The following is a 13768-nucleotide window of genomic DNA, read 5'->3' on the forward strand; positions in this document are numbered from 1 at the left end:
TGATCCGGCGCGCCCCCTTCGACCGAGGTACCGCGGTCACCCACGTTTCCTCGAGTCGTGGATTTCGGCAGCCAAACGCAGCCGCGATCCACGACTCGACGTTCCAGCGGCCAACCAAACGCCACGACCCGACGCGATCCGCCTGTCGCGCCCACTCGTCACGTCGCGGGCGTTCTGCACACCGCAGTCCATCAGCGCCATTCAAGAGCCGGTGGGAAGCTCACCAGCCGGGGCGGCGGCGGGGTGACGGCGAGGAGTTGTTGGGGTGTGGGGACAGGCGCTGGTGACTGGGAACAGGTAATACCAGGTGCCGACCCACCACGCGAGGTGATCACCGTGCTGGACGAGTTCGCAACCCGCTCCGGCCGCCGCGGCTAGTCCCGTCGCTCAGCGGAGTTGGGCCAGAACCTTCGCCAGGGCGGCGTAGCTTTCATGGACGGCTTCGGGGTTGTTCAGGCGGTGGCGTTCGAGGCGGATTGCGGCTAGGTGGCGAGCCTCGTAGATGCGGGCTCGGTGGGCTGCGGCAGGTGAGAGGTCGAGAGCGCCGTACGACTCCCAGAATGACTCCCGTTCGTCGTGCTTTGCCTGGGCCATGCGGATGGTCCAGTCTGCGGCGGGGTCGCCGAATTCGGTGCGGTCGAAGTCGAGTACGCCGGAGATCACTGGTTCGGGGGCGTTCGCGTCGAGGAGGCAGTTGACCGTCCAGAGGTCGCCCGTCAGCAGCCGCGGCTCGCGTATCTCGTCCAGCGACGCGCGGCCCTTTGCAGCCAACTCGGCGGCCGTTCGCACGTCGGTGCCGTCGAAACCCGCTTGCTCCAGGTCGTCGGCGATCTGCGTGAACGATGCGATCACGACCTCACTCCAGGACGCATACGGCGGTCCGTCGACGCGGCCGAAGTGCGGTCCGCGTACGTCGTGCACGGTCCGGGTGATCGCGCCGATCTGGCGGAAGAACGTCGTACGGCCGGACCGTGGATACCGGCCGAGGTGCTCCGGTGCCGGGACGCCGGGCAGACAGGTCTGAATCATCCAATCCCGGTCGACGATTTCGTGACACCAGTCCACGGCCAACACCTGCGGCATCAGAGGCGCAATCGCTGCCAGCCAAGGAACGCTTGCATACTCGTTCCGCATCAAGTGCAGCTCGGACCCGAACTGCGCTTCCTCCTGCGGCGCCGCCCGCAGGATCACCGCATCGTCCCTCCCGGCCACCTCCACCCGGTAGACGCTGTTATAGCCGCCGAGCCCCAGCTCAACAGCCCGCACCACGTCAGAACCGAACGCCCGCCAGCAGATCGCCTCGATCTGCGTGGCGGTCAGGCCCCGCTGAAACGCATCCGGCCCACACTCGACCGCCCGAAGCTCCACCTGTCCGCCGATTCAGGTCAGGCGGTAGGTGCGGGTGGCCGTGGTGTTGAAGACGGCCTGCTGGTCGGATGCGGACAGTGTGGAGGTGAGGGTTTCCGCGGTGGCAACGACGTCGGCGTACGACGCGGCGAGGAGGCAGACCGGCCAGTCCGAGCCGAACATGACTCTGTCAGGGCCGAACGCTTCCAGGACGACGTCGGCGTACGGCTGGAGATCGGTGGGTTTCCAAGCGACCCAGTCGGCCTCGGTGACCATGCCGGAGAGTTTGCAGGTGACGTTGGGGAGGGCGGCCAGCTCGCGGAGTTCGGTGGCCCACGGGTCCAACGGCTCGCCGATCACGGGCTTGGAGATGTGGTCGACGACGAATGTGAGCTGCGGGAGGTTGCGGACGGTCTGGATCGCGGCGGGGAGGTGCGGCGTTTTCGTCAGGAGGTCGTACGCGAGGCCGGCCTCGGCAACGGCGGCAAGACCGCGCTGTACGTCGGGACGCAGCAGCCAGTCGTCATCAGGCTCGTCGTGGACCTGGTGGCGGATCGCCTTCAGGTACGAGCCGTCCGGACGGGCCTGGAGCGACGCCAGCGTGTCAGCCACGTCGGCAGCGGTCAGGTCGACCCAACCAACCACGCCCACCACCAGATCGTTGCCAGCGGCAATCTCCAGGAATTCGACTGTTTCCGCAACCAGGCCGACGGTTTGCACGAGCACGGTCGCACTCACGTCGGCGGCCGACGCGAGCGGCGCCAGGTCGGCGATCGAGAAGTTGCGCCGGATCGGATCCAGCTCCGGCCCGACCATCCACGACTGCTCGCGGACGGTCAGATCCCAGACATGGTGGTGAGCGTCGACTCTGCTCATGCTGGTGTGGTCCCTTCGCTCAGGCAACGCGCCGATCGTCGATGGCATCAGCATTCCAGTCGATCCCCAGACCGGGTACGTCGGGCGCGACCGCGTGCCCGTCGACGACGGTCATCTCGGACCGGGTGATCGCCCGCAGCTGTGGGATGTGCTCGACGTACCGCCCATTGGGTACGGCGGCCGTGAGGCTGACATGCAGCTCCATCAGGAAATGCGGGCACACCTCGAGGTTGAACGTCTCGGCCAGATGCGCCACCTTCAGCCACGGCGTGATCCCGCCGACGCGCGCCACATCCACCTGGACGATCCCGGCCCCGCCTGCGGCGACGTACTCCCGGAACTGCGAGACGGAGTACAGCGACTCCCCCACGGCGATCGGGATCGACGTGGACGCCGCCAGGTGCACGTGCCCCGTCAGATCGTCGGCCGGCAACGGCTCCTCGAACCAGGACAGGTCCACCGCCTCGAACGCGGCAGCACGCCGGCGAGCCTCGGGGTACGTCATCGACTGGTTGGCGTCGACCATGATGTCCAGCCCGGGCCCGACCGCGTCCCGAACCGCCCGCAGCCGCTCCACGTCCTCGTGCACGCGCGGCTTCCCGACCTTGAGCTTCACACCGGGCCAGCCGGCCTTCTGTGACGCCAGTGCGCCGGCGACCAGCTCATCCGTTGACAGGTGCAACCAGCCGCCCTCGGTGTCGTACAACGGCACCCGCTGCCGGTAGCCACCGGCCAGCCGCCACAGCGGCTCACTGGAGCGCAGGCACCGCAGATCCCACAGAGCGGTGTCAACCGACGCCAGAGCGAGTGAAGTGATCGCACCAACAGTCGTGGCATGCGTGGACCAGAACAGGTCGGACCAGATTGCCTCCACGTTGCGGGCGTCCACACCGACGAGCCGCGGCAGCAGGTGGTCCCGCAGCAATGCGAGCACGGCTGTGCCACCGGTGCCGATCGTGTACGAGTACCCGAGCCCGGTCAGCCCGTCGGATGTCGACAAGGAGACGAAGATCGTCTCCTGCTTCAGGAAGGCCTGGACGGCGTCGGTGCGGACCGTCTCGACCTCCAGGTCGACCAGGTACGCCTCGGCCCGGACAATCGCAGAGCTCACCGATTTCCTCCAAGATCCTATAGGATATTGCGTACCTGATGCTCCCGCTTCACACTGGACCCGTCAAGACGGACTGCGAGTCGGGCAGAATGAGCCCGGCATTGGAGTAACACAGCGTGGCGGAGCACAGTGCGGGAGGAGCGGGCGACAGTGACGGATGCGCACGTGGGCCTGGCGGGGCAGCTCGCCCGCCTGCCGCAGCGACAGGTGCTGAGTGACGACGTCTACGAGACGGTCAAGGGCCTGATCATGGACAGCGTGGTGGAGCCGGGCACCCGGTTGAACATCGATGCACTGACCCGTGAGCTGGGCATTTCACAGACCCCGATCCGGGAGTCGCTGGCCCGGCTGGAGTCCGACGGCCTGGTGATCAAGGAGCCGCTGCGCGGGTACCGGGTGTCGTCCCGGCTGACCCGCGACGAGTTCGACGACCTGTTCGAGTACCGCCTGCACATCGAGCCGTGGGCGGCCGGGCGCGCCGCCGAGCGGTCGGGCGCCGACGACCTGGCCCGGCTCAAGGCGGAGATGCTCAGCTACACCGACGTACCGGACCGTCCGTCGTACGAGAGCTACCGGGCGATGGCCGCGCACGACCAGCGGTTCCACGACCTGGTTCTGGAGCTGGCCGGCAACGAGACCGCGCGGCTGTCCTTCCAGCGGACACACTGCCACCTGCACCTGTTCCGGCTGTACTACGGTGGCGGCATCGCGACGAAGGCGTTGCGAGAGCACAAGGCAGTGGTGACCGCCGTCCGTAAGGGCGACCCGGAGGAGGCGGCCGCGGCGATGCGGTCGCACATCGAAGCCTCCCGCGCCCGGCTGCGGCCCATCTTCGACAAGAGCGATCCGTCCTAGGGAGATATCTGTGGAACTGCTGCGCCTCGGCGCGGTCGGCGAGGAGCGCCCGTACGTGCGCGCCGCCGACGGCACCGTTCACGACCTGAGCCCGCTCACCGGAGACATCGACGGCGCCTTCCTCGCCGCCGACGGCATCGCCCGGACCCGCGCCGCGCTCGAGGCCGGCGAGCTGCCGGTCGCCGACACCGAGGGCCTGCGGGTCGGCGCACCGATCGCACGTCCGAGCGCCGTGGTCTGCATCGGCCAGAACTACGCGGCGCACGCCGCCGAGTCGGGCGCCGAGCCGCCGAAGCAGCCGATCGTCTTCTTCAAGCACCCGAACACCGTCGTCGGCGCGTACGACGAGGTGCTGGTGCCGCGCGGCTCCACGAAGACCGACTGGGAGGTCGAGCTCGCGGTCGTCATCGGCAAGGAGGCACGGTACGTCGAGACCGACGAGGACGCGCTCGCGTGCATCGCCGGGTACGCCGTCTCGAACGACGTGTCCGAGCGGGCGTTCCAGATCGAGGTCTCCGGCGGCCAGTGGTCGAAGGGGAAGTGCTGCGAGACGTTCAACCCGCTCGGGCCTTCCTTGGTTCCGGCTGATGAGGTCTCCGACGTGCAGAACCTGCAGCTGAAGTCGTTCGTGAACGGCGAGCCGCGGCAGGACTCCAACACGCGGGACATGATCTTCTCGGTGGCGGCGCTCATCCGCGACCTCTCGCAGTACATGGTGCTGAGCCCCGGCGACATCGTGAACACCGGCACGCCGGAGGGTGTCGCGCTGTCCGGCCGGTTCCCGTACCTGTCGCCCGGCGACACGATGGAACTCGAGATCGAGGGCCTCGGCCGCCAGAAACAGTCCCTCGGCAAAGCCTGAAACTGTCCCCGGCCGGCTCTAGGGTCGGCCGGGTGACCGACTTCCTCGCCGATATCAGCAGCTCGTACGACAACGTCGCAATGTCGTACGCCGAACTCGTCGCGACCGGCGCCGACTGGGAAGACACGGCCTTCGACCTCCTCGCCGAGCTCCTTCCGAGCCACTCCAGGAACGTGCTGGATGTCGGGTGTGGTCCGGGCCGGACGACCGGTCTGCTGGCCGAGCGTGGGCTGCAGGTCGTCGGGATCGACCTCTCGCCCGGGATGATCGAGGTCGCCCGCCGCGACCACCCGGAGCTCAACTTTCGCGTCGGCTCCATGACCGCGCTCGACGCACCGGACGACTCGGTCGCCGGCGTCGTGTCGTGGTGGTCGATCATCCACCTCCCCCGCGACGTCGTCCCGCAGGCGTTCGCCGAGTTCCACCGTGTGCTCGCTCCGGGCGGCGTCCTGCTGATGGGATTCCATGTCGGCGAGGAATCGACGCACAAGACGTCCGGCTACGGCGGCCATCCGATGAACATCTACGTCCACCGCTGGACCGCCCGCGCCCTCACCGAGATCGCAGTCGCGGCGGGCTTCACGCCGTACCTTGACTCCGAAATCCCCGACGACCGGGTGCTGTTCCGCAAGTAACCTCTGCGCATGACTTCTCGCGTGCGTACGGTGACGTTCGATGCCCACAACCCTTACGAGATCGCCGGCTTCTGGCTGCAGGTCCTGAAGGCCGAGCGCCCTGACGACGACCACCCCGGCGACCCGTACGCCGCGGTCCCGACCGACGGCCTCACCGTCCTCTTCGAACAGAACAACGACGAGAAGGTCGTCAAGAACCGCGGCCACCTGGACCTCGAACCCGACGGCCCCCGCGACGAGGAAGTCGCCTGGCTCCTCACCCTCGGCGCGACCATCGCCCACGACCACCGCAACCCCGACGGCACCGGCTGGGTTGTCATGCACGACCCGGAAGGCAACGAATTCTGCGTCCTCCGCAGCGCCGCGGAACGCGCCGCCACCAGCTGAACGCTGACCCCGGGTGGTGTCAGGATCTGGCAGGCTCGAGGCTCACGCCTCGATCGGTGGGGTTTCGCCGGAGAGGGTGAGGCGCCATTCGTTGTCCCAGGCGTGGACGGTGACCTGGAAGCCGTCGCGTTCGGCGGTGGCTCGGTGGTGGCCGTTCTCGACCGGCGCGACGGCGGTTTGCCAGCCGCGGGCGGTCAGGGCTGCGACCGCGGCGGCGAGTTCGCCGGCCGGGTCGGTGACGGACGGGTCGCCGTTCTCGACGGTGATCGAGCAGATCGTGTCCGGACCGCTGCCGTCGGACAGTACTCCGGGGTTCACCGGGCCCACGTCGTGCGTGACCACGCCTTCGTAGCCGGGTACGGCGCCTGCCGCCGCAGCGAGGAGTTCCGCGCGGAGGAAGTCGCGAGCCTCGGTCAACGTCATCGTTCGGGTCCTTCCTGTGTGCGGGAGCGCCGGGTGCTGTCCAGGACGGTCTTCCTCGAAGGCGTCGAGGCGACCGTGCGCAGCCTCGCGAGCCCGTCGAACACTTTGGAGATCGGTACCGCCGCTTTCGACTGCCCGAGCGTACGCAACGGCCCTGCCCAGGACGTGCCCAGCAACCGACTCTCCTCGGCGGGCGTCGTGCGGGCCGCCAGCGTCACCGCGTCCAGGTCGCCGCGCACGATCCGGCCGACGTTGGTCATCGACTCGCTGTTCTTGTTGAAGTAGCCCATGTGCCCGGTGATCTGGATCTGGGAGTTGTCGGTCTCGATCCGCACGACGTCCGGAAAGGTCGCCGGATCCGGCCCGTGCTGTTCGGCGTACGACACGTAGTCCCCGCGCGATCGCGCCACCGCGAAGAGCTCGGTGCCAGGCGGAGTCATCTGCGCACCAGAGGTGATGCTCGGGTCGACGCCGGGACTGCCGGTCAACAGGTACCGGTGGGCGCGAGCACCCTCGAGCATCGCCCGGGAGACGGCCTGGGCGCCGTAGCTGTTCCCGATCAGTGTGACCTTGGCGCCCGGCGCCTTGACCACCGCGATCCCTTCCAGGGAACGGCACAGCAACGGCGCCGCCTCGCGGGCGCTCTTGGTCGACCTTCCCTCGGTCAGCCCCAGCGGCGCGTGATACCCGAGCCACACCACCGTCGCCGTACCCGGACCAGCTTCCTCGCCGATCTCCTTCGCCCGCACCGACTGAGAACGCACGCGCTCGAGGTCGTTGTTCATCCCCGGAACCAGTACGGCGATGTTGCGCGCCGTCCGCAGATCGCCTTGAACCTCGATCATCCGCCCCTGCCCCTCGGTCTCGACGAGCAGGAACTGCCGAGGTACGTCGACCTCGACACGTTTCCCGTCGGCGTCGACGTCGAGGCGCTTACGGGCCGGCTCGAGCATCTCGTTGAGCGTCAGTAGCCGCCGGCGCTGCGCGAGGGTCGCATCCCGGCTCTCGACCAACGCGTGCAGTCGCTGCTGCGCGGACTCCAGGATCAGGCGATTGGCGCGGTACCGCAGCTCGGGCGGTGCACCCTCCAACGGTCCGACCTGCTCAGGGCGGCTCTCCGCCAGGGCTGTCGCCACCTCGCTGGGCAGCGCTGTGAAGAAGGCGTCCACCTCGCCGACCGCGCGGTCGTGCGGCAGGTCCCGCACGCGCAGGATCAGCGCATCGAGATCCTCGGACATCCCTCACCTCACGAGACACTGGGACAAACGCTTGCCAGTGCATCGTAGGTGACGGTGCGAATCCTCCTACAGATCGTCGACGTACGGCGTCTGGCCGGTGAGGGTCAGGCGCCAGTCGGTGGTTTGGGCCGTGACGGTGAGGTCGTAGCCCTGACGGCGGGCGGTCAGTTCGTGACGGCCTTCGGCGGGCTCGGAGATGGTGACCTTCCAGCCGCGGGACTCGAGGGTTTCGGCGGCGAAGCCGATCTGCGCCTCGGGGTCGGGCGTGGTGGTGGGGTCGCCGGTCTCGACGGTGATCGTGCACACCGACTCCGGGCCGCTCTCGTCAGACAGCGCGCCCTGGCCGACAGGGCCGACGTCCTGGGTCACCGTCGGTGTCTGGCCGGGCACGACAGTCGCCGCCACCGCGAGGAGTTCCGAGCGGAGGTAATTGCGGGCTTCGGTCAAGGTCACGCTTCCGTGATACACCGTGCAGCCAAGGCTCGCGAGGACACGCCGCGTTTCGGTCTCAAGAAACGACCGGAGTCTCGCCGGTGAACGTTATCCGCCAGTCCGCGGACCAGGCGTGGACGGCGATGTCGAAGCCGTCGCGGGTGGCGGCAACCCGATAATGACCGCTCTCCGGAGGTAGGACGTCCGCGGTCCAGCCCCGGGCGCGCAACGCCGCGGCTGCGGCGTCGACGGCAGCCGCCGGGTCCGGCGCCTTCGGGTTGCCGGTCTCGATGGTGACTCTGGAGACGGTGGCCGTCCCGCGTCCGTCGAACAGTACGCCGGGATTCACCGGCCCCGGGTCGTGCGTCACGACCGGCCGCTGATCAGGTACGACGGCCTCCGCCACCGCCAGCAACTCGCTCCGCAGGAACTCACGCTCGCCTGTCATCGCTGCCGCCCTTCCGAGCCCCGTCCGGCACCGTTCGTCGGCCGCCCCGCAGCAGTCTGTCCGGCGGCGGCTCCGGCCGATTCCTTCGACGGTTTGGTGAGGGCTCCAACACCGTCGTACACCTTGGACGCCGCCCCGGCGACAGCGTTCAGTGCGCCACCCCACGACGTACCGAGGAAGAGCTTGGTCTCGGCGGATCGGCTCGTGTTCGTGGTCGTGATGTGCATCAGGTCGCCCCGGACCACGCGCCCGATGTTGCGCAGCGACTCACTGTTCGGCCGGTAGTACTCGTTGTGCCAGTGCACCGACACCGGGTCGTCGTCGACCCGCGGATCGCTGGTCGCCATCCGGACCGCGTCCGAGAAGTTCGCCGGATCCGGTCCGTGCCACTCGGTGTACGAGACGTAGTCTCCCGGGGCGCGCTCCGTGTACAGCCGGGTCGGCGGCTGCACGAAGTCGGCGGCCTCGTCGACGTACTTCGCGATTCCCGGCGAGCCCGTCATCACCAGCCGCTTCGGCCGGGCGCCCGCCATCACCGCCTGGGCGGCCACCTCGGTGCCGTACGAATGCGCGACCAGCGTGACGTCCGCGTCGTCGGCCTTCAGTTCGTCGACCTCGTTCATGAACTCCGCGAGCCGCGGCCCGGCCTCGATCGCCGCGTCCTTGCTCGCGGCCTGCACCAGGCCCTGCGGCGAGTCGTAGTCGAGCCACACCACGACCGCCGTACCCGGGCCGGCCTCCTGCTTGATCAGGTCGCCGCGGTCCGACTGCCCGCGGAACGTGTCCAGGCTGTTGCCCATCCCGGGAACCAGCACCGCGATGTTCTTCGCCGCCTGGAGATCACCGAGGACCTCGACCGCACGGCCCTGTCCCTCGGGGTCGACCAGGTAGAACTGCCGAGGCCGCTCGACCTCGATGACGTTGCCTTCGGCATCCACGTCGGTGACGGTGACCGGGGTGAGCAGTTCCTTGACGGTGTCCAGCCGCTTGAGCTGGTCATCACTCGCGGTGCCGGCGTCGGCCGCGGCCTGCAGCCGGTCGCGGGCCGCGACGAGCACGGCATGGTTGGCGCGGAACCGTTCGGCAAGCTGGTCGGACTCAGTCATCGTGACTCCCCGTGACAGCCGGTCACCTGGGCGTGCAACCGGGCCAATCGCAGTTTGTCAGGCCTAAGGGGTGAAGGCCAGTGACCAGTTGCCGGAGTGGTACGAGAGGTTGACCGTGGCCAGCGGGCGTACGTCGACGTGCCGCAGCGACTCCGCCGGCGCGTCGACGACGTACAGGACGATCGCGCGGACGATCGCCGGATGGACGACCGCCAGTGCGGAGCCGTGCTCCCGCGCCGCCAGATCGCCCAGCCAGTCGGCGACCCTGGCGAGCACGTCGTTCTCGGTCTCGCCGCCCGGCGTGGCAGTGTGCGGGCGCTCGAGCCACGCCGCCACCCGCGACGGCTCGGACGCGAGCAGTTCCTCCAGCCCGCGCCCGGTCCACTCGCCGTACTCACGGTCCCGCAGCGCCGGCTCCACCACCGGGTCGAGCCCGAGTACGGCGGCCGTGCGTACGGCGGCCTGCTCCGGGCCGGCGTACACAGCATGGGCGGACAGCTTCAGCTCACTGGCCGCCTCGACGCTCGCCGGATCCGGCTCGGTGTCACCACCGAGCACGAGTCCGCGCAACGCGGGCGTCAGGGCATGCGCGACCAGGGTCAGAGCCTGGGGTGGTGCGGTCAAGCGGCAGCCACCTTCGATCGGATCGGCCGGCGGTCCACCGCGACCGCATACCCGAATCCGAGCAGGAGCCACAGCGTCGCCTGCGTACCGAGCGAGGCGAACCGGAACTGCCACAGCAGCGTAGCGGGGAACGTCTCCGGAACCTCGTTGATCCGCGGCAGAATCAGGTACGCCGCCACCACGGTGACGACCAGCCCGACGACACCGCCCGCGAGCCGGGCGACCTCGCCGTACCGCGCGGCCCACCGGGACAGCGCGACACCGGCCCAGACCGCGAGCAGGCCGATCACCAGCGTCAGGAGATAGGTGACCGTACGGCGGGTGATCGTGTCCGGATCACCGACCGCAGGCGGGTTCGGCGGGTACTTGAGGAACGGGACCAGCACGATGCCGACGAAGCCCGCCGCGGCGAGTCCGAGCGCGGCGTACGCGTCGTTCCCGGTCCGGAGCTTGCGGCGGAGCAGCGTGAACGCGACGGCGAACAGTCCGCCGAGCGCAACGCCGTACAGGCTGGTCGCGAGGAACAAACCGGCCCGCTGGCCGTCACGGCTGACGAGCGGCTCTTCCTCTTCGGCGGCAGGCTCAGTGCTGTCGCCATGGTCATGGGTGTGCGCGTGACTGCCGGCCTCTTCGATCGCGATCGCCGCGTCGACACGCGGCTCGCCCAGCACATAGGCGAACGTTCCGGCCAACAGGCCGGCGAAGAGTCCGACGATCAATCCGCGCACCAGGAGCGATCCGAAGGTGCGCATCGTCTAGTGGCAGGGCACGCCGAGCAGATGGCGACCGTCGTGCATCAACTCGTGCAGGTACATCCCGGACCGGGACACCGCACCCTGGTCGAACCCGACCAGATACGCGAGCAGGAGCATCACACCGACGCTGAGCAGCGCGACAGCGAGAAGCTTGGGCGAGAGAGCCGGTACGGCGACCGACTGGGCAGGAGCTGCCATCTGAACTGAACCTCCTGGGGAAATGCGCGTTCCCTTAGAAAGGCTGCGAGTGCCCGAGCGTCCTGACTTACGAGCCGAAACTCGATCACAGTGGCGCGGCCGCGCCGGCTTCTCACCGGCTTCCCTCATGGCACCGCAGGTTGACCCTCGAACCGTAGGGGCCCGCCCACCCCCCGGTCAACGCACCACGGCGCGCCGGTGACCTATCCCACCTAACGCCGCGGGGCGCGGAATGCCGGGCGCCGAGCTGCTGCTCGCCCCTATCCTGGGGAGATGCCGTCCGCTCATCATTTGTTTGCGTTCGCTGTTACCGCGTTCATCATCATCGTTGTGCCTGGGCCGAGCGTGTTGTTCATTGTGGGGCGGGCGCTTGCGGTGGGGCGGCGGGAAGCCGTGTTGACGATGGTGGGGAACACGCTTGGCGCGGCGGTCTTGCTGGGTGGGATCTCGCTCGGGCTCGGGACGTTGATCGCCGCGAGTGCGGTGGCGCTGACCGTGGTGAAGCTCGTGGGAGCGGCGTACCTGATCTATCTCGGCGTGCAGGCGTTTCGCTCGCGGAAGTCGCTGGTCGAGGCGATGCGCGGTACGGCGAAGCCGAGCACTACCCGGCGGACCATCCGGCAGGGGTTCCTGGTCGGAGTGACGAATGCGAAGACGGCGGTGTTCTTCGCTGCCGTGCTGCCGCAGTTCGTCGACAAGGGGGCCAGTGCGCCGGCGTGGGCGCAGATTCTGGTGCTCGGGCTGATCTTCATCCTGATCGCGCTCTGCTCGGACAGCGTCTGGGCGTTCGTCGCCGGTACGGCGCGCGAGTGGTTCGCCCGCTCACCGCGCCGGCTCGAGCTGGTCGGAGGCACCGGCGGCCTGATGATCATCGGCCTCGGCGCGAGCATCGCGGTCACCGGCTCCAAGGAGTAGGCACGTGTGTGGGCGAACCGCGCTCATGTGCGGGCACAGTTCCTCCGAAACTGCATCTCGACAGTACGTATACGTCTGGTACGCGCCATCCGCGCGCCGGGCGGCGGACCGGATCCCGGACAGTGGACATATACGTACTGTCGACCTGCACAAGTCCGCGCCGTAGATCCTTAGGCGGTGGCGGTACGGCGGCCTGCTGGGACGCCGAGGAGTGCTAGTAGGGCCGGGAGGCCGAAGGCGATGAGGTAGGCCAGTACTGCGGAATGCGGTTCCATTGCTGCGAACAACGATCCGCCGATCGCGAGGATCGTTGCGGTTGACAACGAGTCGCTGAGCTGCAGGGCGGAGCTGTTGGCGCCCTGCTCGTCACGTTCGGAGTACTCCAGGACCAGCACCGACAGGGTCGGGAACACGGTCCCCATGCCCAGACCGGTCAGGCTCCAGCCGAGGATGCCGACCAGCACCGGGACGTCCGGGTTGAGCGTCAGCGCCGCAGTGACGATGCCGACCAGGATCGCGAGCATGCCGGCCTGCAGGAAGACCGCGTGGGAGAACGGCTGGTTCGGCCGGCCGCGGTACCAGGACGCGGCGGACCAGCTCAGTGCGCTGACCGTCAGTACGAGACCGGCGAACGCCGGCGACAGGCCACGTTCCCGCGTGAGCATCAACGGCAGGAACACCTCCGCGCCGAACCCGGACGCCGCCACCAACCCGCGCAGCGCGATCACCGACGGCAGCCCGCGCCCGAACGCGAACGTCCCGGACGGCAACAGCCGCGGTGCGAACGCGATCACCCCGGCCAGACCGACCACGAGCAGCACAATCTGTACGGCGCCACGCTGCTGCCCGCCGTAGTGCAGCAGTCCGACACCGACCGCGGCCGCGACTGCCCACAGCGCCCGCTTGTCCCACAGCTTCCCCGGGCGTACGTCGTACGCGCTCCCGCGGGCCAGTCCGGGACGCATCACCAGCGCTGCCGGGATTGCGATCACCGGTACGGCGAGGAAGACGATCCGCCAGTTCGTGTGCTCGACGATCAGGCCGGCGATCGCGGGACCGACGAGGGACGGTACGACCCAGCCGGTCGCGAACGCGGCGAAGATCCGCGGACGGAGGCGGGCCGGGTACAGCTGACCCACGACGACGTACAGCGCGACCGTGAGCAGGCCGGAGCCGAAGCCTTGGATGATCCGGCCCGCGACGAGGATCTCCATCGACGGCGCCAGGCCCGCGATCAACAGCCCGGCCAGGAACCACGCCGTACCGTGCCAGAGCGGACGGGTCGGGCCCTTCAGGTCGCTCCAGGTGCCGGAGACAACCATCGCGACCACACCGGAGGCGAGCGGGCCGCCGAACGCGAGCGCGTACAGGTTGAGGCCGTCGAGCGCCTGCGCAACGGTCGGCATCGCGGTCGCGACCGCCAGCGACTCGAACGCGACGAGGGTGATCAGCGCGACCATCCCGACGGTCAGTGCGCGGTACTGCGGTGAAAGGACGCCGCCTGTCTCAACGGTCGGCTCGGCAACGGTGGTCATGCCGACGACCATCGTTGCTCA

General features: G+C 68.7%; 17 protein-coding genes and 1 riboswitch. Of the genes, 5 read left to right on the top strand and 12 right to left on the bottom strand.

Annotated elements, in window-relative coordinates; translation table 11 throughout:
• Positions 1-387: 387 nt before the first annotated feature.
• From E0H45_RS09985 to E0H45_RS09995, 3 genes are read right to left on the bottom strand one after another with little or no spacing between them, the layout of a single operon-like run.
• On the bottom strand, positions 388-1368 hold the full coding sequence (locus tag E0H45_RS09985; RefSeq protein WP_131336344.1) for a phosphotransferase family protein: 981 nt from the start codon (positions 1366-1368) through the stop codon (positions 388-390).
• Positions 1369-1380: 12 nt separating this feature from the next.
• Positions 1381-2223, bottom strand: a complete 843-nt coding sequence (locus E0H45_RS09990) for an amidohydrolase family protein (RefSeq protein ID WP_131336346.1) — start codon at positions 2221-2223, stop codon at positions 1381-1383.
• A 19-nt stretch (positions 2224-2242) separates the two neighbouring features.
• Entirely contained in the window at positions 2243-3334 is a 1092-nt protein-coding gene (locus E0H45_RS09995) for a mandelate racemase/muconate lactonizing enzyme family protein (protein WP_238154883.1), read from the bottom strand.
• A gap of 150 nt (positions 3335-3484) precedes the next feature.
• Here E0H45_RS09995 and E0H45_RS10000 point away from each other — a divergent pair, with 150 nt between their 5' ends.
• The 4 genes from E0H45_RS10000 to E0H45_RS42400 are packed head-to-tail and all read left to right on the top strand — an operon-like array spanning position 3485 to position 6073.
• On the top strand, positions 3485-4189 hold the full coding sequence (locus tag E0H45_RS10000; RefSeq protein WP_131336348.1) for a GntR family transcriptional regulator: 705 nt from the start codon (positions 3485-3487) through the stop codon (positions 4187-4189).
• A 10-nt stretch (positions 4190-4199) separates the two neighbouring features.
• The gene (locus E0H45_RS10005) at positions 4200-5051 is read left to right on the top strand and encodes a fumarylacetoacetate hydrolase family protein (RefSeq protein WP_131336350.1); all 852 of its coding nucleotides are present in this window, start codon (positions 4200-4202) and stop codon (positions 5049-5051) included.
• A 32-nt stretch (positions 5052-5083) separates the two neighbouring features.
• Positions 5084-5686, top strand: a complete 603-nt coding sequence (locus tag E0H45_RS10010) for a class I SAM-dependent methyltransferase (RefSeq protein WP_131336352.1) — start codon at positions 5084-5086, stop codon at positions 5684-5686.
• Between the two features lie 9 nt (positions 5687-5695).
• Positions 5696-6073 carry a VOC family protein gene (locus E0H45_RS42400; RefSeq protein ID WP_165546398.1) on the top strand — a complete coding sequence of 126 codons (378 nt, stop codon included), beginning with the start codon at positions 5696-5698 and terminating at the stop codon, positions 6071-6073.
• A 42-nt stretch (positions 6074-6115) separates the two neighbouring features.
• On the opposite strand, the gene E0H45_RS10020 is transcribed toward E0H45_RS42400, so the two are convergent.
• The 8 genes from E0H45_RS10020 to E0H45_RS10055 all read right to left on the bottom strand — a co-directional run bounded on the left by E0H45_RS10020 (position 6116) and on the right by E0H45_RS10055 (position 11297).
• On the bottom strand, positions 6116-6496 hold the full coding sequence (locus E0H45_RS10020; RefSeq protein ID WP_238154884.1) for a hypothetical protein: 381 nt from the start codon (positions 6494-6496) through the stop codon (positions 6116-6118).
• The gene (locus tag E0H45_RS10025; RefSeq protein WP_131336356.1) at positions 6493-7734 is read right to left on the bottom strand and encodes an alpha/beta hydrolase; all 1242 of its coding nucleotides are present in this window, start codon (positions 7732-7734) and stop codon (positions 6493-6495) included. The genes E0H45_RS10020 and E0H45_RS10025 overlap by 4 nt, the downstream gene beginning before the upstream one ends.
• A gap of 66 nt (positions 7735-7800) precedes the next feature.
• A complete protein-coding gene (locus E0H45_RS10030) occupies positions 7801-8187 on the bottom strand; it encodes a hypothetical protein (protein WP_238154885.1) in 387 nt (128 codons plus the stop codon).
• Positions 8188-8242: 55 nt separating this feature from the next.
• The gene (locus E0H45_RS10035; RefSeq protein WP_131336358.1) at positions 8243-8614 is read right to left on the bottom strand and encodes a hypothetical protein; all 372 of its coding nucleotides are present in this window, start codon (positions 8612-8614) and stop codon (positions 8243-8245) included.
• On the bottom strand, positions 8611-9720 hold the full coding sequence (locus E0H45_RS10040; protein WP_131336360.1) for an alpha/beta hydrolase: 1110 nt from the start codon (positions 9718-9720) through the stop codon (positions 8611-8613). Before E0H45_RS10040 ends, E0H45_RS10035 begins: the two co-directional genes overlap by 4 nt.
• A 63-nt stretch (positions 9721-9783) precedes the next feature.
• A complete protein-coding gene (locus tag E0H45_RS10045; RefSeq protein ID WP_131336362.1) occupies positions 9784-10344 on the bottom strand; it encodes a histidine phosphatase family protein in 561 nt (186 codons plus the stop codon).
• The gene (locus E0H45_RS10050; RefSeq protein WP_131336364.1) at positions 10341-11096 is read right to left on the bottom strand and encodes a CbtA family protein; all 756 of its coding nucleotides are present in this window, start codon (positions 11094-11096) and stop codon (positions 10341-10343) included. Before E0H45_RS10050 ends, E0H45_RS10045 begins: the two co-directional genes overlap by 4 nt.
• A 3-nt stretch (positions 11097-11099) precedes the next feature.
• On the bottom strand, positions 11100-11297 hold the full coding sequence (locus E0H45_RS10055) for a CbtB domain-containing protein (RefSeq protein ID WP_131336366.1): 198 nt from the start codon (positions 11295-11297) through the stop codon (positions 11100-11102).
• Between the two features lie 34 nt (positions 11298-11331).
• Positions 11332-11460: riboswitch (cobalamin riboswitch) on the bottom strand.
• Between the two features lie 110 nt (positions 11461-11570).
• Here E0H45_RS10055 and E0H45_RS10060 point away from each other — a divergent pair.
• The gene (locus E0H45_RS10060) at positions 11571-12212 is read left to right on the top strand and encodes a LysE family translocator (RefSeq protein ID WP_131336368.1); all 642 of its coding nucleotides are present in this window, start codon (positions 11571-11573) and stop codon (positions 12210-12212) included.
• Between the two features lie 170 nt (positions 12213-12382).
• Here E0H45_RS10060 and E0H45_RS10065 read toward each other — a convergent pair whose 3' ends face one another.
• The gene (locus tag E0H45_RS10065; RefSeq protein WP_131336370.1) at positions 12383-13747 is read right to left on the bottom strand and encodes an MFS transporter; all 1365 of its coding nucleotides are present in this window, start codon (positions 13745-13747) and stop codon (positions 12383-12385) included.
• Between the last annotated feature and the right edge of the window lie 21 nt (positions 13748-13768).

Origin of the sequence: Kribbella soli, assembly GCF_004331345.1 — a bacterium.
Lineage (GTDB): Bacteria > Actinomycetota > Actinomycetes > Propionibacteriales > Kribbellaceae > Kribbella > Kribbella soli.